Raw genomic sequence first — 19646 nt, 5'->3', positions numbered from 1 at the left:
CCTGCGAACCGCTCAGAAATTCAGGCTGACATTGGCCTTGTCGATCACCAGTGGCTTGCCCAGCAGCAGCGTATGCGTTGCGGCATCATAGTGCACCTTGCCCTTGATCCCCGGCACTGCGTTCTCGGTTGCGAACGGTTTATGCGCCAACTCCTGCATGATGCCCCAGGCGGTCAGATATCCCAGCGCAATCGGGTTCCACAGCACCACGCTCTTGACGGTGCCGTTCATGATGAACGGGCGGATCGAATTCGGATCGGTAATGCCGGTCACGGCCACCTTGCCGGAGAGCCCGGCCCGCAACACCGCCTGCGCCGCGCCGGGCACCGCCGTCGAATTGACGCCGACCACGCCCTTCAGATGCGGATACGCCGAGAGCAACTGCCCGGTCACCTGCGTCGCGTTGTTGATGTCCTCCCCGGCGTACTGGATCGAAACCACCTTGATCCCCGGATATTTCGCCGCGATCCGCTGCTTCATCAGCGCAATCCATTCGTTCAGATTGGTCGCGGTCGGACCACCGGAGACGAAGGCCACGTCGCCCTTGCCGCCGATCGCCTTCGCCAATTGATCGATCACGGTATAAGCCAACGCCTTGTTACTGGTCTGCTGCACCCGCAAATCCACATCCGGACCATCGACCTGTGAATCCGTCGAATAGAACAGAATGCCGTGGTCCTTCGCCTGCTTGGCCAGCGCCTCGAGCGCCGTTGGGCTGTTCGCGGAAACACCGACCGAGGTGACATGCTTGTTGATCAGGCTCTGCACCATCTCAGCCTGGCCCGAAACCGAAGCCGTGGTCGGTCCCTGATAAATGATGTGGGCACCGAACTTTTTGCCCGCCTGCTCGAAACCCTGTTTCATCGCCGAAAAATACGGAATGCCGACCAGTTTCGGCACGAACGCGATGCTCGGCTCAGCGGCCAGTGCCATGCCGCCACCAGCGACCAGCAAGGCAAGGCCGACCAGGATCGCTGATGACCGAAAATGATGCTTCATGGCGCGTTTCCCTCCGATAGATTGTTGATTCCGCCCCTTTGGGTCCAGTTTATCCGGCAAACTTAACATGAATGAACATTGATCTGTCAAGTGAGTCGGGCAGTACAGGGGAGAAAGGACTTCTTTTTTTGTAAAAAAAGAAGCAAAAAAACTTTTATTCGCTGGGTTCATGCGGCTGAAATCGCTTTAGCCCAGATTAAAAAAGTTTTTTGTTTCTTTTTTTCAAAAAAGAAGCGCTTTCTTGCTTGCTTGAATACGCCGCGTAAATTCGCAATTGTGCGGCGCAATATAGCGCAAATCAAAAACTCATCAGATCACCGCTTGTGAGACCGCGCATTGTGGCGTAAGCGACGATCGTGATGTGGAAACGCACATATAAATGTTCAAAACCGGCGTGCGGGCCATGAGCGACACGCTGCGTCAGGCGGAAATCCTCCGCCGTGCCGTCAACGCGCCGGTCTTGCGCGTCCGCGATCTCGCCGCCGAGTTCGGCGTCCACGACATGACGATCAGGCGTGATTTCGACGCGCTGGCGGAGCAGGGGTTGATGGAGCGAGTGCGCGGCGGCGCACGGTTGCGCGAGCGCATGAGCGAGGAACTTAGCCACCAGCTGCGCGCCAGCCGTCACACCGCGGCGAAATCCGCAATCGCCAGGGCCGCCCTCGGTCTGATCGGGCCAGGCGACACGATCGCTTTCGATGCCTCGACCACGGCGTTGCATCTGGTGCGCATGCTCGCGGGGCACGACGTGTCGGCCATCGTCTCCAGCCTGGATGCCGCGAATACGCTCGCCGCCGCCGGCGTCGATTTCGTGCTGGTCGGCGGTGCGTTTCACGCCCCGGCGCGCTCCTTCACCGGGGTTCTGTTCGAAGATGTCATGGCCCGCCTGCACCCCGACAAGGTGTTCTTTTCCACCAGGGGATTTCACGCGGTCCTTGGCCTGACCGATTCCCATCTGCCCGAGGTCGGTGCCAAACGCGCCATGCTGCGTTCGGGCGCAACCGCGATCGCGCTGATCGACTCTTCGAAATTCGGCAGGCGGGCGCTGGCAACCATCGCAAGTTTGACCGAACTCGACATCGTCATCACCGATGCGATGCCGGCCGAGGCCGATCTCGCGGCCTTGGAAGCAGCCGATATCCGGCTGATCGTCGCGGAGGATTGATGGACGACGCAATTTTCATCGCGCGGCTCGATGCGCAGATCATCGAAACGCCAAGCTGGGCGTTCGGCAACACGGGCACCCGCTTCAAAACCTTCGCCGCCCCCGGCGCCGCGCGCAGCGTGTGGGAAAAGATCGAGGACGCGGCAGAGGTTCACCGCATGACCGGCATCGCCCCGCGCATTGCGCTGCATATCCCGTGGGACAAGGTGGATGATGCCGCAGCCCTCGGCCGCTTCGCTGACGAACGCGGCATCGCGATCGGCGCCATCAACCCCAATCTGTTCCAGGACGAGGAGTATCGCCTCGGCTCGCTCACCCACCCCGATGCCCGGATTCGCGACAAGGCCATGGCCCATCTGCATGATTGCGTTGCGATCATGCATCAGACCGGCGCCCGCGATCTCAGCCTTTGGTTCGCGGACGGCACCAATTACGCTGGTCAGGACGACATCCGCGCCCGGCGTCGGCGCCTGCGCGCCGGGCTGCAAACCTGCGCCGACATCCTGCCGGATGATGCGCGTATGCTGATCGAATACAAATTCTTCGAGCCCGCCTTCTATTATACCGATCTGGCCGATTGGGGTGCCGCATTGCTGCATGCGCAGGCGCTCGGCCCGCAGGCGCAGGTGCTGGTCGATCTCGGTCACCACGCGCAGGGCGCCAATATCGAATCCATTGTCGCCATCCTGCTCGATGAAGGCAAGCTCGGCGGCTTTCACTTCAACGCCCGGCGCTACGCCGACGATGATCTGATCGTCGGGTCCACCAACCCGCTCGAACTCTTCCTGATCTACGCCGAACTGGTCGCGGCCGCCGACGATCCGGCAACCCAGGCCTGCGCCCGCGGTGTCAGCTACATGATCGATCAGAGCTTCAATATCGAAGCGAAAATCGAAGGCATGATCATGAGTATTCTGAACTGCCAGGAAGCCTATGCGAAGGCTCTGCTGATCGATCGCGCCGGCCTCGCGGCCGCGCAGGCCGAGGGCGATGCGTTGGGCGCACACCGCATTTTGCTCGATGCCTTCCGCACCGATGTCCGCCCGCGTCTCGCCGCCTGGCGGCGCTGCCACAATCTGCCGGAAGACCCTCTGCGCGCCCACCGCGAGGGCGATTATCTGCGGGCGATCAAACGCGACCGCGGCGTCATCGCGACCGGCGGCGGCTATGGCGACTAATCCGATCATGAGGCTCCGATGAACGATACCGATCAACGCTGCCCCACGTGGTCAGCATCCCAGCCGCCGGCCGGCGAAGGACTGGCGGCGCTCGCCCACCGTTCCCGCCTGCTCGGCGCGGATCGCCGCATTGTGAATATTTTCGGTGGCAATACCTCGGTCAAATCGATCGAGCGCGATCACCTCGGCCGCGCGACGCCGGCGCTCTGGGTCAAGGCTTCCGGCAGCGATCTCGCCTCGATCGAGCCGAAGCATTTCGCCGGCCTCCGCCTCGATGACATCGAACCGCTGTTCGCGCGCCCCACCATGTCCGATGAAGACATGACCGCCTATCTCGACCGTTGCGCCTTCGAACCCGGCCGGCCGCGCCAGAGCATTGAAACCCTGCTGCACGCCTTCACTCCGGCGACGCATGTCGATCACACCCACCCCGATGCGATCATCGCGATTGCGTGCAGCCCGCACGGCGCGGCGCTGGTCGACCAGGTGTTCGGCAACCGGGCGGCGTTCGTGCCCTATATCCGCCCCGGGTTCGATCTCTCGAAACAGATCGGCGCCGCCGTGCGCAACAACCCTGACCTCGAATGTGTCGTCATGGGCAAGCACGGCCTGGTCACCTGGGGCGACACCGCGGCGACCTGCTATGCCAGCACGTTGCGCATCATCGGCGAAGCCGAAGCATTTCTCGCGGCAAAACCGAACCCATCGCCCTTCGGCGATACCACGATCGCGCGCGCGTCGGCTGCCGAGCGCGACACGCTGCTGACCCAGGTGCTGCCGGTGATTCGCGGCGCGATCAGCCAGGATCGAACCATGATCCTCACCGTCGATTCGAGCGATGATGTGCTGAATTTCACCACCAGCGCCCAATGCGCAGCCCTTGCCATGCGCGGCGCCGCTTGCCCGGACCATCTTGTCCATACCAAGCGCGTGCCGCTGTTGCTCGATTGGCAGCCCGAACAGGGTGCCGGCGCCCTGATCACGGCAGCCACCGCCGGCATCGCGCGTTTCGTGAGCGATTATCGGGATTATTTCCAATCCCACGCCCAACCCGGCGATACGATGGCCGCGCCCTGGCCCCGCATCATTCTCATCCCCGGAATCGGCATGGTCACCACCGGCCCCGATGCCTTCGCCGCCGAAGTCTCCCGCCAGTTGTACCGCCGCGCCATCGCGGTGATGCGCCATGCCGATGTGGTGGGCGGCTTCGAGACGCTCGACGCCGCCGAGAGCTTCGCCATCGAATACTGGCCGCTCGAACTCTACAAACTCTCACTGAAACCGCCGCCGAAGCCGCTCGATGGCCATGTCGCGCTGATCACCGGGGCCGCCAGCGGCATCGGCCGTGCTGCCGCCGCGCGCCTCGCGCGGGATGGCGCGCATGTCGTCATTGCCGATCGCAATGCCGAGGGCAGCGCGGAAGTCGCCGCCGCGCTCACCGCCCGCCACGGGTTTCACCGCGCGATCGCCATGCCGATGGACGTGACCAACGAAACCGCGGTCGATGCGGCCTTCACCGCCGCGACGCTCGCTTACGGCGGGGTCGATATCGTGGTGAACAACGCCGGCATCAGCAAGAGCGACCCGATCGAGGCGACCAGCCTGGCCGACTGGCAATTGATGTTCGACATTCTGGCCACCGGCTATTTCCTGGTCGCTCGGGCCGCCTTTCGCGTGCTGCGCCGGCAGGCTCGTGGCGGCGCGCTGGTATTTGTCGCCAGTAAAAACGCAGTCGCTGCCGGGCGCAACGCCGGCGCCTATTCGGCCGCCAAAGCGGCGGAACTGCACCTTGCCCGCTGCCTTGCCGAGGAAGGCGGCAGTGCGGGCATCCGCGTCAACACCGTGCTGCCGGATGCCGTTCTGTCGGGCTCCTCGATCTGGAACTCATCCTGGCGGGCCGACCGTGCCGCCACCTACGGCATCGCCGAGACCGAGCTTGAAGCGCATTACCGCGCGCGCACCACGCTCAAGGTCAACGTCCTGCCGGACGATGTCGCTGAAGCCATCGCGTTCTTCGCCTCCCCCGCCTCGCTGAAAACCACCGGCGGCGTGCTGACGGTTGATGGCGGCGTGCCCGCCGCCTATGTCCGGTAGCCCTGCGCGCCACATCGCGATCGACCTTGGTGCATCTGGCGGGCGGGTCGCACTCGGCGCGGTCGAAGAGGGCCGGCTGAGTTTCGATATTGTGCACCGGTTTCCCAACCGCGCGGTACCGCTCGGCGCCAGCCTGTATTGGAACATCCTCGAACTCTGGCGCGAAATTCGCCATGGTCTGCGCATTGCGTCCGGCCGGGGGCCGGTGGCGAGCATCGGCGTGACCACCTGGGGGGTCGATTACGCGTTGTTCGATGCCGACATGCTGGCGATCGGCATGGTCCACAGCCACCGCGACCGCCGGACCGACGGCGTGATCGACAGGCTCGATGAAATCATGTCGCGCGCCGATTTATATCAGGCGACCGGCGTGCAGTTTCTGCCGATCAACACGCTGCCGCAACTCCTGGCCGCACAGCGCGCATCGCCTGACCTGTTCAGCCGGGCAACGCGCTTCCTGATGCTGCCGGACCTGATCCATTACTGGCTGTGCGGCGTCATGGCCTGCGAACATACCAACGCCAGCACCACCCAACTCTACGATCCCGTCCAGCGCGACTGGTCGAACGTCGTGCTGACCGCTTTCGGTATTCCGCGCGCCATGTTTCCCGATCTGGTCGAGCCCGGCACCATCCTCGGCCCGCTGCTGCCCGCCATCGCCGCGGACACGGGCCTCGCCGGCACCCTCGTCATCGCCCCAGCGACCCATGATACCGCGAGTGCAATCGCCGCGGTGCCGGCCGAGGCGGGCGAGGACTGGGCTTATATTTCCAGTGGAACCTGGTGCCTTGCCGGCATCGAACGCCCGCTTCCGTTAATCACCGATGCCACGCGCGACGCCAACATCACCAACGAACAAGGCATCGCCGGCACCACACGACTGCTGAAAAACACCAGCGGCCTGTTCATCCTGCAGGAATGTCTGCGCGCCTGGGGCGATCCGCCAATCGAGGCGATCCTGCAAGACGCCACAACGCTGCGTTCGGATATTGCGATCGACCCGACCGAACCCGATTTCGCACATCCCGGCGTTACCATGCCGGACCGCATCCTCCGCTGGTGTGCCGCCCGCGCCATCGTGCTCGATCCCACACCTGCCGTCATCACCCGCGCCGTATTGCGCGGCCTCGCGGCGTCGGTGGCGGCCAGCCTCGCCGCAATCGATCAGGTGGCCAATCACCAGACCAGGCGCATCCACATTGTCGGCGGCGGTTCGCGGATCGACCTGCTGTGCCAGGCGATCGCCGATTGCACCAACGCCACCGTCATCGCCGGCCCGGTCGAGGCCACCACCGCCGGTAATCTGCTGGTGCAGGCCGCCAGCCTCGGCGTCATCGCCCCGGGTGCGATCCGCACGGTCATGCGGGCCACCGCGGACCTCCGCTGCTTCATTCCAAAAACCCGTTAGCCCATCGGGGTCGATGACTTTGCGACAACGCCGATTTCACTTGACACTGCTGCTTGGATGAATAAAACGTCGAAAGAAACAAGAATTATTCAATGATTGCGGAAACGGTGGCCGTGCGTTCCAGCAGGCGTCTTGGACAGGATGATATCGAACTCGCAACCCGTGTCGCGTGGCTCTATTACGAATCATCGCTGACCCAGGTTGAAATCGCTGCAAGGCTGGGCTTGCCGCAAACCCGCGTCCAACGCCTGATTGCCCGCGCCGTGCAGGATGGCATCGTCCGTATTTCGATCAGCGGCGCGTTAGCCAGTTGTGTCGGCCTCGAACAGCAGATTGTGAACAAGTTCACGCTCAATTTCTGCCGCGTCGTCCCCGCGCCGCCGGAGGGTAGAACGCTGTTCTCATCGCTCGGCCGCGCCGGTGCGGATTATCTGACGGATGCGTTCGAACAAGGTCGCCACAGCATCATCGGGATCGGCCATGGCCGCAGCATCGCCGCATCGATCGATCATCTGACGCCCGGATCCTATCCCGATCTCACCGTGGTTTCAGCCCTCGGCGATGTGCCGCGCCGGGCCGGGGCCAACCCGTTCGACGTCATTCATGCGCTTGCCGACAAAACCGGTGCCGCAGCCTATCTGCCGCCGGTGCCATTCTACGCTAACTCGATCTCCGATCGCGAGATGCTGTTCCGCCAGCGCGGCGTGGTCGAGGCATTTCAACTGGCCGCACAGGCAACCCTGTTCATCGTCGGCGTCGGCGACGTCAAACCCACCGCCTTCCTCGGTATGAGCGGCATGGTTCTGCCCGAAGAATTCGCAACGGCCCGGCGCGATGGTGCCGTTGCCGAACTGCTCGGCTGCTTCTTCAATGAAGCCGGCCAGCGGGTTGAAACCGAGCTGCACGATCGGGTCATCGCGCTTGACCCTGAAGTGATGCGCGGCCGCGAAGTTCTGGCGATCGCCGGTGGGCGTGACAAGGTAGGGGCAATCCACGCCGTCCTGAACGCCGGCCTCGCGACGGCGCTGATCACCGACGAAGATACGGCCATCCGGCTGGCCCGACTGAAAGCCGCCCGAACGCCCAAGGTGAGGGCCGCCTTGTAATATCGTACGTTTATAGCAACAAATAAACCGGAGGCAACAATGATCCGAAACATCGAAGATCTGGCCGAAGATTGCATGGCGCGCGGTCTATCACGCTGCAATTTCGCGAAACGCGCGGGCATACTCGGCGTTTAACAGACTTGGCAATCCGGCCGGCGATCCTGATGGGGCTCCGGGCGATCACCCTCGCGCTGTCCAAACTGTTCACGGAGCCATCGCATGACCATCCAACCTTGCATCATCGCTCTCGATGCCGGCACCTCCATGCTCAAGGCGGTCGCCTTCAATCTGGCCGGCCAGCCGATCGCAATCGAAAGCCGGCCCAACCGCTATCGCGAAGCACCGGGCGGGCTCGCCGAGCAGGACATGGTGCAAACCTGGGACGATGCAGCGGCAACCATTGCCGCCCTGGTCGCCCGCCTCGATGGTGCACCCGTCGCCGGCCTCGCCATCACCGGCCAGGGCGACGGCACCTGGCTGATCGATGCCGCGGGCACTCCGGTCGGCCCCGCTCTGCTCTGGCTCGATGGCCGGGCCGGCCCGATCATCGAGCGCATCCGCGCGAGCGATGCCGGCCTTGCGATCTTCGCCGAATCCGGCACCGGCCCGGCGGCCTGCCAGCAGGCCGGCCAATTGCTGTGGCTGGCCGCCAACCGCCCTGACCAGCTCGCCCGCGCCACCACCGCGTTCCACTGCAAGGACTGGATTTATTTCAACCTCACGGGTGTCCGCGCAACCGATCCGTCCGAGGCGTGCTTCACCTTCGGATCGTGGCGCACGCGTGCCTATTCGCCGGTCACGATCGCCGGCTATGCGCTTGAATCCTGTCGCCATCTGCTACCGCCGATCATCGATGGCATGACGACGCAGCACCCACTCACGCCTGCCGTCGCCGCAACGCTCGGCCTCGAGGCCGGCACACCGGTGGTGCTCGGCTATGTCGATGTGCTGTGCAGCGCGCTGGGCGCGGGGATCTATGGGACGGGCGCCGACTGCGGCACCTCCATCATCGGCAGCACCGGCATGAACATCCGCCTCGCCGACGATGAGTTCGAACGCGCGGCCGGCGCACCGCTCAGCGGCTACCGCATGGTGTTTCCGGTCAGGGGCAAGACCGCGCTGCTGCAATCGACCCTCGCCGCCACGCTCAACATCGACTGGCTGGTTGGTATCGCCGATCAGGCGGTCCAACTCGCCGGCCACCCGTCCGATCACGGCGCCATGCTGCGCGCCCTCGACGAACAGGTGCTCGCCGCGCCGCCGGCGCGCGCCGTCTATCACCCCTACATCTCCGCGGCGGGCGAACGCGGGCCGTTCACCAATTCAAACGCTCGCGCCAGCCTCGCCGGCATCGACCGCAGCCTCGACCTGCCGGGACTGATGCGCACGATCTATGAAGGTCTCGCCCTCGCGGCGGCCGATTGCTACGCCGCGATCGGTGGCACGCCTGACATGATCAGCATCACCGGCGGCGCCTCACGGTCGGTTGCAATGCGGCGGATCTTTGCCGCGATGCTCAACCGTCCGGTGCGGATCATCAAGGAACACGGCAGCGGTGCGTTGGGTGCGGCCATGATCGCCGCCGTCTCGCTCGGCATCGCGCCCAGCATGGATGATTGCGCCCGCGCCTGGGTCGCCCCGCTGCTCGGCGCGCCCGAACCGCCCGATCTCGCGCTCGCCGAGCATTACGCTCCGCTGCTGCCCATCTATCAGGCCGCCCGTGACGCTGCGCCGCCGTTCTGGCACCAGTTCGCCCGTTTCACGGAGACGCGGCATGGATAACACGGCGCGTGACTGCGCGGTGATCGGCGATCATTTCATGCGCCCGGCCGCGTTCGAGCGGGCCATCCGCGCCGCCTGCGGTGATGCGGTGGCGCTGCGCTCGATGACGCTGCCCTGGCCCGATCTGCCCATGGAGCATGGCTATGCCACGCCGGGCATGGACGGGTTGAAGGAATACCAGGGCGATCCCGCAGAGATCACCGGTTTCGTCGGCGACGCGGAAATCCTGGTCACCCATCTCGCCCCGGTCTCGGCGCAGATGCTGGAACGGATGCCACGGCTGCGCCTGATTGCGGTATCGCGCGGCGGCCCGGTCAATATCGATATGCAGGCTGCCCGGCTGCGCCAGATCCGCGTGGTCAACACCCCCGGCCGCAATGCCGGCGCGGTCGCTGAATTCACCATCGGCGCCATCCTCTCGCAAACCCGCCTGATCGGCGCCGGCCACGACAGTCTGCGCCGGCAGGACTGGCGGGGCGATCTGTACCGCGCCGATCGCACCGGCCGCGAACTGTCCGAAATGACCGTCGGCGTGATTGGCTACGGCCAGATCGGCACGCGTGTCGTGCGCCTGCTCAAGCCCTTTGGCTGCCGCATCCTGGTGCACGATCCCTACGTGCCGCTCGATCCGGCGGATATTGCCGACGGCGTCAGCCCCGCCACGCTCGAAACCCTGCTCGCCGAAGCCGATGTCGTCACGCTGCACGCCCGCGTCACCGCCGAGACCACGGGATTGATGAACGCGCAGCGCATCGGCGCGATGCGGCGCGGTGCCTATCTCATCAACACCGCGCGCGGCCCGCTGGTCGATTATCCGGCGCTCACCGCCGCGCTGCGCGACCATCACCTCGCCGGCGCCGCGCTCGATACCTTTGCGGTCGAACCGGTCCCGCCGGACTGGCCGTTGCTGAGCCTGCCGAACGTAACCATTACGCCGCATATCGCCGGCGCGTCGGTCAAGACCGTCACCATCGCCGCCGCCGCCGCCGCCGAGGAACTCCGCCGTTTCCTCGCCGGCGAACCACCCCTCAACCCGTGCTGACCAACCGCACCCCCCAATCCAAGGTGACCCCATATGACTGAACTCGACCTGCGCAAATCCCTGATCCACGCCTGCCAGCAAATGAACGCACTCGGCATCAACCAGGGCACCTCGGGCAACATCAGCATCCGCCATGGCGATACCATGCTGATCTCGCCATCCGCGACGCCCTACCACCTGATCGGGCCCGACATGGTGGCCGCCATGCCGATCGATGGCGATTACGGCAGCTGGACCGGCCCGAAAAAACCGTCCACCGAGTGGCGCTTTCATCTCGATATCCTGCGCGCCCGGCCCGATGTTCACGCCATCGTCCATAGCCACCCCACGTTCGCGACCACGCTCGCAATTGCGCGCAAACCGATCGAGGCGTGTCACTACATGGTCGCCGCCTTCGGCAGCACCGATATCCGTTGCGCGCCCTATGCGACATTCGGCACCAAGGAACTCTCTGAGTACGCCCTCGCGGCCCTGCAGGACCGCATGGGCTGCCTGCTTGCCAACCACGGCATGATCGCCCTGGGTGAAACGCTCGACAAGGCGATGTGGCGGGCGGTCGAGCTCGAAACCATCGCCCGGCAGTATTACTATGCGCTGCTGCTCGGCCAGCCGCATATCCTGTCCGCCGCTGAAATCGACGCGACACTCGATCAATTCGCCGGCTACGGCATCCAGGACGACGCCCCGGCGAGTGCCGCATGAGTTCCAGGCGATGATCGCCTTGCCATCAGCCCAGCGGGCAGGGTGCCTCCAGTTGCCCGGTCATCCGCTCGGTCCAGCCGTTCGCCGCCGGAAGCGTCCGATCGAGCCCCAGCCGCCGCAGCGTGTCGCATAGGCAAGCGACGCCGGGCGCGCTGCAGAAACACCGTCCACCCTCCGGATCGCCGAGCCGCAACCCGATCGACCCGCCAATCTGCGTCGCTTCGCCGCTGCCGCTGCGGTTCAGCACGATCCGTACCGGCCCCGCGATCGCATCGGACGCATCGGGCGCGCGCACACTGTAGATCACCACCGGAACATCGAGCGAACGCCCCGAGCCAAACCGTGGCAACCGCAGGGCAAAATCGCCCGGCCGGTCGTCGCCGGTGTGAAACACGGCATGATCCGCGCGGTAGCGCACCGGCAGGTCGGTGAACACATCCTTGGCAAAACCCCAGGCCCGCCAACCCGGTTCAACCGAAAATCCGTCGCTTACAATGATCCGCACATAAAACGCCCCAGGCTCGGCGGCCGATTCGCGTGGCGTCAGGCTCACGGCAAGCTGTATTTCGCGATACCGCCCGAAATCGCTGACCCGGAAATCGATCGCCAGCAGCGTCACCATGCTCCGCCCGCGGCCGCAATCGAGCGGTTCGAACGCCGCGGCCGTCGCCGGATCGAGCAACCCGGCAATCGCCGCCCGATCGACGTACCACGCCGCCCAGCCTTGCGACGCATCGATCACCCGCGCCGGCAGCGTGAACGGCACATCCCCTGCCGGCCCGACCTCGAACATCGTACCGATCTCCTCGGGATCGGCTCCCGCGATCGGCACCTGGTAATCACTCAGCAGACCGGCCGGCGGATTGTCCAGCCGGTTCGCGATGTTCTCAATCGCGGTCGGCACCGCCGTCGCGAGATTAGCCAGCAGATTAAAGTACTCGCGACCCAACCCCTGCAGCACGGTCGCGGCACTCCACGGTCCCAGCAACCCCTGCTCGACCAGCGAGGCCGAGCGCCGCGCCGCATCGGCGGTCAACCGCCAAGGCCGGCCGACCATCTCCTCGCCCGCCCGGACGTAGCTATCCATCAACCGGAACAGATCGAGCGTGGTGAACCGCGGGCGGCGCATCACAGGCGGGCGCTTGTCCGGCATCGGGGCTCCTTGGCACGCATCGTCGGATGATCCGTTACGGTGCCGTCTGATCGTCCCTGATCCGCCGGGTCGCTGTCAACCGCCCCAACCGCGCAACCAGGCCGCCGCCGGTTCCGGCCGGCCGAACAGATAGCCCTGCATCATGTCGCAGTCGCGCGCCCGCAGAAACGCCGCCTGCGCCTCGGTCTCGACCCCTTCCGCCACCGTCGTCAGACCGAGATGCCGCGTCATGGACAGAATTGCCTCGGCCAGTGTCGCATCGCGCGGATTATCAGGAAGGCGCTGGATGAAGCTGCGGTCGATCTTGATCTCCGCGATCGGCAGATTCTGCAGATACCCGAGACTCGAATACCCGGCTCCAAAATCGTCGACCGAAAACCGTATGCCGCGCGCAGCCAGCGCATCGAGCAGCGCCCTGGTCTCATCGATGCGGTCGATCAGCAGGCTCTCGGTAATTTCGATCATCAAATCTTGCGCATCGGCCCCGGCCTCGATCAGTGCCGCTTCGATATCGGCGATGAAATCAGGATCATGGAACTGCCGTGGGCTGACGTTGATCGACACGCGCAGCCGCCGTCCCCGCGCCGCCTGCTCGGCAAGGATGCGGCACACCGAACGCAGCATCCAGCGTCCCATCGCGAACACCATGCCGGTTTCCTCGGCGATAGCGATGAAATTGTCGGGCGACACCAACACGCCATCCGGTCGGCGCAATCGGATCAGCGCTTCGGCACCGGTAATATGACCATGTTGATCAACCTGCGACTGCAACCACACCTCGAACCGATCGTGGATCAATGCATCCCGCAGCGCGACTTCGATCAGATGCCGCTCGGCAACGCGCGCCTGCATCCGCGTCTCGAAATAGACGATCGGCGTCCGATCGCCCGCCTTGGCCTGACGTACCGCCATGTCCGCCTGGCGCATAATGTCCTCGATGGCATGGGCCCCGTCCGGGAACATCGCGATGCCGATGTTGGCACTGACACGGCACTCGTGCCCGACCGCATGAATCGGCTGGGCGAGGGTCGCCAGCACCTTCTCGGCAATCCGTTTCCCGATCGCGGCGGCCCGGGGCTGTGTCTCATCCAGCCCGGCCAGAAGGATCGCGAATTTATCATCGCCAACCCGTGCCACGATATCACCCTTGCGTACCACGGCCGGCAATCGCCGACCGATCTGCCGCAACACGGCATCGCCGGTGGCATGCCCGTGGAGATCATTGATCGCCTCAAACCCGTTCAGATCGAGGACCATCAACGCACTGTGCATGCCGGACTGGCGGGCCCGTACCAGAAACTGCGCCAGATGTGACAGCAACAACGCCTTGTTGGGCAAGTTCGTCAGCGCGTCGTAATAGGCCAGGCGCTCAATCGCTGCGTCCGCCTGATGCTTCTCGGTAATGTCGACCCACGCGCCGACGATCTGGTCGGGACAACCGTCGGAACCGATCACGACGGAAGCCTCGTCACGCACCCACCGATAAACGCCGTCCGACCGCGCGAACCGGTACCGATGCACAATTCGCCCGGTCGCCAGCAACCGCTGCACGGCCCTTATCGCGGCATCACGATCCTCGGGGTGTACATGGTCTATCCACCAGTTCGGTGCCCGGACCGCCGCCGGACCATACCCAAACAAACGCTCTATGTTGGCGCTGAAGTCCGTCACGCGCCACAGCATGGAATCGCTCGTGCCGTTCGGACGCTCCAACGCATAGACCAGGGTCTGGCTGGCTTCGAGCAGTCGGGTCAACCGCTGTTCGGTATCGCGCCGACCGACGAGGGCAGCATCCCGGGCACGGCGCATTCGTAATGCGCAGAGTCCGTAAGCCAGGTCACCGGCGAGCTGGCTCAGTAACCGGATCTCCTTGCCGTCGAAACTTTCATCTCCTGGCAGCACGCTCGCCGCCCGATCGGTCGCAAGCAACGTGAGGCAGCCGAAACTCGCCCCCGTTTCGTCGCACAGCGGCAGAGCAACCGCTGATACATGTCCCTCCAGATCGGCATCGTCGTGCCACACGCTGAGCGCGGCGGTGTGCATCACGTCGTCGATCACAACCGCTCGCGCCTCACGCACGGCCGTGCCGGACGGTCCCCGACCGTGAACATTGTCGCCCCAGGAAATATGAACGTCGAAAATCCGGTCGATTCCGTGCCCCGCCATCGCGACCGGGCGAAGTGTGCGCCCCTCATCGGTTTCCGCCATACCGACCCACGCGGCGCTGTAACGGCCGAGCTTGACCGCAATATCGCAGATTGCCTGGGTTAGCGCTGCTTCATCGGTCGCTCGAGCAACGGCCTCCCGGCTGGCTTGAACCGTTTGCAGGGCGCGGTTACTCCGCGAGAGCAAAGCATTGGCACGGGCCAGCGCGTCCTCACGCAACCGGCCCTGAAGGAGGGGTGTGATCCATTGCACCAGATCGGCGCAAGTCGCCCGAAACGTGCCGCTCAACTCCGGTTCACGAAATCCGATTGTAAGGGCAAACCGCCGGTGGTCCGTTGCAATCGGCATCGTGATCTGCCGGCGCGTACCGCAGCTGACGGCGAAGGCAAGCGCCGGATAATCACTGACCTGTTCAGGAACCAGGACCGGTCCGGAGTCGACCGCGACCTGCTCGCTCAGGGCGGCGGCGCATGATAATTCTCCCAGCGGCCGCCACGCGGTCCGCCGCTCCTGGCCCAGGATGGCGGCAATCTCGGGCAAATCGGCGTGACTTGCCATTACCCGATACGTCATCGTCTGCGGATCGCCCTCGCTGACCGCACAATAGGTCGCGCCCAATCGGCGGCCGACATGCGCCAGCAACGTATCGAGTGCGTCCGTCAGACTGGGGGCACTTGCCGTTATCTCCGCAATTTCCTGTCGCAACGACAATTCGGCAATCATGCTGCGCTTTTCCGTCAACCTTCGGCGCAACTCGAGTTCCGCAACCACCGAACGCGCGAGTTCGCCCAGCATCGCGATCTTCTGATCATCGAAATCAGGTCGCAAAACCCGGTCAGCAAGCGCAAACGCACCAAGCGTCAGGCCATCATCTGTCTTTAAAGGTGCGCCCGCATAAAACCGAATGCCAAGCGTTTGCACCATCCGGCTGTCATTTGCCAGCGGATCGTTCAATGCGTCATGCAACACCACCGCCATCCCGCGGTTGGTCACCGCGTCGCATAATTTGTTCCGGCGTGGCAAGTCGGTCACATCGGCGCCGTAACTCGACTTGAACTGCACGACGTCCTGACCGACCAATGAAATTAACGCGATCGGCATCTCGAACATTGCGGCGGCCAGCTTCGTGAACCGATCGAATAGCTGATCAGGTCCGACATCAGCACCACTATAGCGTCTCACCGCTGCCAGGCGCTGCGGCTCACTCGTGTCAAGGTTGTGCACGACATTACTCATAACGGTCGACATATCTCAAATACTACACCATTGCAAAAATAATTATGACGGCAGAACGGTTGTATTTTGGGCGCTTGTCTTTTTAACGCATTTCCGTCATAGGTCTGACTTCGATCCGTCGCGCTGCGAGTCTCGCACCGCGGCGCCTTTTTTGTTGTGCCCGAATCGAGGGCAGGAGAGACCGATGTTCGACGCCCTCTCGGGCAAGCTAGGCGATGTATTCGACCGGTTACGCCGGCGTGGCGCCCTGTCCGAAACCGACGTGATCGAGGCGATGCGCGATATTCGCCTCGCTTTGCTCGAGGCGGACGTCGCGTTGCCGGTCGTGCGTGACTTCATCGCGAAAGTGCGTCTCCAGGCTGTGGGTGCGGAGGTGCTCCGCGCCGTCTCACCCGGCCAGCAGGTCGTCAAAATCGTCAATGACGCTCTGGTCGAGGCTCTCGGCGGCGAAGGCGTGGTGCCCCTCAACCTCAACGCCGCCGCGCCGATCCCGTTCCTGATGGTCGGTCTGCAGGGCTCCGGCAAGACCACGACCTCCGGCAAGATCGCCCTTTATCTGAAGGACAAGCAGCGCAAGAAGGTGCTGCTCGCCAGCCTCGACACCCAGCGCCCGGCTGCCCAATTGCAGCTCGCCCAGCTGGCCGAGCGCGCCGGCGTTGCCTCGCTGCCGATCATCGCCGGCGAAACCCCGGTGCAGATCGCCCGCCGCGCCATGGATACCGGCCGGCGCGAAGTCTTCGACGTCGTCATCCTCGATACCGCCGGCCGCCTCTCGATCGACGAAGCGCTGATGGACGAGGTCAAATCCATCCGTGCCGCCACCGATCCTGCCGAGACCTTGCTGGTGGTCGATGCGATGACCGGGCAGGACGCTGTTGCCACCGCAACCGCCTTCAACGAAGCCGTGAGCATCACCGGCATCGTCATGACCCGGCTCGACGGCGATGCCCGCGGTGGCGCCGCCCTGTCGATGCGCGCGATCACCGGTGCGCCGATCAAATTGATGGGCATGGGCGAAAAGCTCGACGCACTCGAGCAGTTCCACCCCGAACGCATCGCCAGCCGCATCCTGGGCATGGGCGATATCGTCTCGCTGGTCGAGAAAGCATCGGAAAACGTCGATCAGGCCAATGCCGAAAAACTCGCCAAAAAAATGGCGAAAGGCAAGTTCGATCTCGAAGATTACGGCGAGCAGCTTAAGCAGATCACCAAAATGGGCTCGCTCTCCGGCATCATGGGCATGTTGCCGGGTGTCGGCAAGATCAAGCAGCAGCTGGCGGATGCGGATCTCGATACCTCGATCCTGAAACGTCAGGGCGCCATCATCTCGTCGATGACCAAGGCCGAGCGCGCCAATCCCGACATCATGAAGGCCAGCCGCAAAAAGCGCGTCGCCGCCGGATCGGGCACCTCGGTGCAGGAAGTCAATCGTCTGCTGAAGCAGTTTGACATGATGAAGGACATGATGAAGCGCGCCTCGAAACTGGGCCAGAAAGGTCTGGCGCGCGGCGGTCTGGCGGCGCTGATGCCGCAAGGCGGCGGTCGGCGTCCGTTTTAATAAGTCCCATCGTCCGGGAGTTAGGTTTTTGTTTACTTTGGAGAGTTATACACAATGTCGTTGAAGATCAGACTGGCCCGCGCGGGCGCGAAAAAGCGCCCGTTCTACCACATCGTGGTGGCCGATGCGCGCAGCCCGCGTGATGGTAAGTTCATCGAGCGCCTGGGCAGCTACAACCCGATGCTGCCCGCCGAGCACGAAGACCGCGTGCGCCTGGTCAACGAGCGTGTCACCCACTGGCTGAGCCAGGGCGCTCAGGCGACCGATCGTGTTGCCAAGTTCCTCGGCAAGGCCGGCCTTGCGCCGATGCCCGTCTACCGCGATCAGCCGATCCAGGCGGCGCCGAAAAAGAAGGCCCAGGAACGTGCCGCCGAGCGCGCGAAAGCCGCCGCGGCCTGATCAATGGATCAGTCGCTGATCCTGATGGGCGTCATCGGCAAGCCGCACGGGGTGCGGGGGGCAGTGCATGTGCACGCCTACACCGCAAACCCCGCGTCGCTGGCCGATTTCGCCCTGCGCGATCAGCGCGGCCGCACCATCGATCTCGCCTGGATCACCGAAGGTGTTGCCCGCATCACCCTGCACGAACCCACGGGCAAGCGCGTCGTGGCGGACCGCGATGCCGCGGCGAAGCTGGTCAACCTGCAGTTATTCGTCGAACGCAGCGCGCTGCCCCCGGCCGATGATGACGAGTACTATCTCGCCGACCTGATCGGGCTCGCCGCGATCGGCGCCGACGGCACGATCCACGGGACCATCACCGCCGTGCACGACTACGGCGCGGGCGCGAGCATCGAGCTTGATGATGGCTCGCTGCTCCCATTCACCCGCGCCGTGGTGCCCGAAATCGACCTTGCTGCAAAACGCGCGATCGTCGTGCCCCCGGTCGAGGTCGCCGGCGAAATTCCCGGCCAGAGCGCGGTGCAGGAATGAGCTTCCGGGCCACCATCCTTACCCTGTTCCCCGAGATGTTTCCCGGACCACTCGGCCATTCCCTCGCCGGTCGCGCGCTCCGTGAAGCCATCTGGTCGCTTGATTGCGTCAACATCCGCGATTTCGGCCAAGGCCGTCACCGCGCGGTGGACGATACGCCGTTCGGCGGGGGCGCCGGCATGGTCCTGCGGCCCGACGTGCTCGACGCCGCCATCGCCTCGGTCACGGACGATCGCCCCCTGATCGCCCTGACCCCGCGCGGCCGGCCACTCACACAAGCCCGCGTGAAAACACTCGCCGCAGCGCCGGGCGTCATCCTGCTCTGCGGCCGCTACGAAGGCTTCGATCAGCGCGTCCTCGATGCCCGCAACGCCGAGGAAATCAGCATCGGCGACTACGTTCTCGCCGGCGGCGAAATCGCTGCCCTCGCCCTGCTCGACGCCACCATCCGCCTGCTGCCCGGCGTGATGGGTGCGGCCGAAAGCGCCGAAGACGAAAGCTTCTCCGCCCCGCTGCTCGAATACCCGCACTACACCCGCCCGGCCGACTGGAACGGCCACACCGTTCCGGACATCCTGCTTTCGGGCAACCACGAAAGTATCGCCGCCTGGCGCCGCGCCGGATCGGAAACCATCACCAAAACCCGCAGACCCGATCTGTGGGCGCACCATATTGCCAGCCAGCCGGCTCGGCCATAACGAGACCTCGAAAGGACCAACCCATGAACGTCATCCAGACCATCGACGCCGAACAGATCGCCAAACTCGGCGAAGCGCGCGGCGTCCCCAACTTCCAGCCGGGCGACAACCTCCGCGTTTCCGTCCGCGTCAAGGAAGGCGAACGCACCCGCATCCAGGCGTTCGAAGGCGTCTGCATCGCCCGCTCCAACCGCGGCATCAACTCCAACTTCACCGTGCGCAAAATCTCCTACGGCGAAGGCGTCGAGCGCGTGTTCCCGCTCTACTCCCCCAACGTCACCGAAATCGCCGTCACCCGCCGCGGCGACGTCCGCCGCGCGAAACTCTACTACCTCCGCGGCCGCCGCGGTAAATCGGCACGCATCGCCGAAGCCGCGCGGGAAACACCGGCGGCTTGAGGCGTGTTGCAAGGCCAGGGGGCTCTGC

General features: G+C 64.4%; 17 protein-coding genes. 14 read left to right on the top strand and 3 right to left on the bottom strand.

Features of this window, described 5'->3' with window-relative positions:
* Window positions 1-12: 12 nt before the first annotated feature.
* Window positions 13-999 carry an autoinducer 2 ABC transporter substrate-binding protein gene (locus AruPA_RS02430; protein WP_265634751.1) on the bottom strand — a complete coding sequence of 329 codons (987 nt, stop codon included), beginning with the start codon at window positions 997-999 and terminating at the stop codon, window positions 13-15.
* A 90-nt stretch (window positions 1000-1089) separates the two neighbouring features.
* On the opposite strand from AruPA_RS02430, the gene AruPA_RS02425 reads away from it, so the two are divergent.
* The 9 genes from AruPA_RS02425 (at window position 1090) to AruPA_RS02385 (ending at window position 11476) form a co-directional block, all read left to right on the top strand.
* On the top strand, window positions 1090-1326 hold the full coding sequence (locus AruPA_RS02425) for a hypothetical protein (protein WP_265634749.1): 237 nt from the start codon (window positions 1090-1092) through the stop codon (window positions 1324-1326).
* 76 nt (window positions 1327-1402) lie between these two features.
* Complete coding sequence (locus AruPA_RS02420) at window positions 1403-2164, top strand: DeoR/GlpR family DNA-binding transcription regulator (protein WP_265634747.1); 762 nt, start codon at window positions 1403-1405, stop codon at window positions 2162-2164.
* The gene (rhaI, locus tag AruPA_RS02415) at window positions 2164-3342 is read left to right on the top strand and encodes an L-rhamnose isomerase (RefSeq protein ID WP_265634745.1); all 1179 of its coding nucleotides are present in this window, start codon (window positions 2164-2166) and stop codon (window positions 3340-3342) included. Before AruPA_RS02420 ends, rhaI begins: the two co-directional genes overlap by 1 nt.
* A gap of 18 nt (window positions 3343-3360) precedes the next feature.
* Window positions 3361-5436, top strand: a complete 2076-nt coding sequence (locus AruPA_RS02410) for a bifunctional aldolase/short-chain dehydrogenase (RefSeq protein ID WP_265634743.1) — start codon at window positions 3361-3363, stop codon at window positions 5434-5436.
* A complete protein-coding gene (locus tag AruPA_RS02405; protein ID WP_265634741.1) occupies window positions 5426-6844 on the top strand; it encodes a rhamnulokinase family protein in 1419 nt (472 codons plus the stop codon). The genes AruPA_RS02410 and AruPA_RS02405 overlap by 11 nt, the downstream gene beginning before the upstream one ends.
* Window positions 6845-6936: 92 nt before the next feature.
* The gene (locus AruPA_RS02400) at window positions 6937-7950 is read left to right on the top strand and encodes a sugar-binding transcriptional regulator (protein ID WP_265634739.1); all 1014 of its coding nucleotides are present in this window, start codon (window positions 6937-6939) and stop codon (window positions 7948-7950) included.
* Between the two features lie 219 nt (window positions 7951-8169).
* Window positions 8170-9732 carry an FGGY-family carbohydrate kinase gene (locus tag AruPA_RS02395; protein ID WP_265634738.1) on the top strand — a complete coding sequence of 521 codons (1563 nt, stop codon included), beginning with the start codon at window positions 8170-8172 and terminating at the stop codon, window positions 9730-9732.
* Window positions 9725-10774, top strand: a complete 1050-nt coding sequence (locus tag AruPA_RS02390) for a 2-hydroxyacid dehydrogenase (protein WP_265634737.1) — start codon at window positions 9725-9727, stop codon at window positions 10772-10774. The genes AruPA_RS02395 and AruPA_RS02390 overlap by 8 nt, the downstream gene beginning before the upstream one ends.
* A 33-nt stretch (window positions 10775-10807) precedes the next feature.
* Window positions 10808-11476 carry a class II aldolase/adducin family protein gene (locus tag AruPA_RS02385; protein ID WP_265634735.1) on the top strand — a complete coding sequence of 223 codons (669 nt, stop codon included), beginning with the start codon at window positions 10808-10810 and terminating at the stop codon, window positions 11474-11476.
* Window positions 11477-11501: 25 nt separating this feature from the next.
* Here the strand turns inward: AruPA_RS02385 and AruPA_RS02380 are convergent, their stop codons facing one another.
* Both AruPA_RS02380 and AruPA_RS02375 read right to left on the bottom strand, forming a co-directional pair.
* Window positions 11502-12629, bottom strand: coding sequence for an acetoacetate decarboxylase family protein (locus AruPA_RS02380; RefSeq protein WP_265634733.1), 1128 nt, complete (start codon window positions 12627-12629; stop codon window positions 11502-11504).
* A gap of 75 nt (window positions 12630-12704) precedes the next feature.
* Entirely contained in the window at window positions 12705-16031 is a 3327-nt protein-coding gene (locus AruPA_RS02375; RefSeq protein WP_265634732.1) for an EAL domain-containing protein, read from the bottom strand.
* 184 nt (window positions 16032-16215) lie between these two features.
* Between AruPA_RS02375 and ffh the strand changes: the two genes are divergently transcribed.
* The 5 genes from ffh to rplS are packed head-to-tail and all read left to right on the top strand — an operon-like array spanning window position 16216 to window position 19618.
* On the top strand, window positions 16216-17589 hold the full coding sequence (ffh, locus tag AruPA_RS02370) for a signal recognition particle protein (protein WP_265634731.1): 1374 nt from the start codon (window positions 16216-16218) through the stop codon (window positions 17587-17589).
* Window positions 17590-17643: 54 nt separating this feature from the next.
* The gene (rpsP, locus tag AruPA_RS02365; protein WP_265634729.1) at window positions 17644-17988 is read left to right on the top strand and encodes a 30S ribosomal protein S16; all 345 of its coding nucleotides are present in this window, start codon (window positions 17644-17646) and stop codon (window positions 17986-17988) included.
* A 3-nt stretch (window positions 17989-17991) separates the two neighbouring features.
* A complete protein-coding gene (gene rimM, locus AruPA_RS02360; protein WP_265634727.1) occupies window positions 17992-18522 on the top strand; it encodes a ribosome maturation factor RimM in 531 nt (176 codons plus the stop codon).
* Complete coding sequence (trmD, locus tag AruPA_RS02355) at window positions 18519-19220, top strand: tRNA (guanosine(37)-N1)-methyltransferase TrmD (protein WP_265634725.1); 702 nt, start codon at window positions 18519-18521, stop codon at window positions 19218-19220. The genes rimM and trmD overlap by 4 nt, the downstream gene beginning before the upstream one ends.
* A gap of 23 nt (window positions 19221-19243) precedes the next feature.
* Window positions 19244-19618, top strand: a complete 375-nt coding sequence (gene rplS / locus AruPA_RS02350; RefSeq protein WP_265634723.1) for a 50S ribosomal protein L19 — start codon at window positions 19244-19246, stop codon at window positions 19616-19618.
* The last annotated feature ends 28 nt before the right edge of the window (window positions 19619-19646 follow it).

It is taken from the genome of Acidiphilium sp. PA (genome assembly GCF_026191915.1).
In the GTDB taxonomy this organism is placed as follows: Bacteria; Pseudomonadota; Alphaproteobacteria; order Acetobacterales; family Acetobacteraceae; genus Acidiphilium.
The sequence above is the reverse complement of the archived record's forward strand: the minus strand, read 5'-3'. Positions and strand labels throughout refer to the sequence as shown.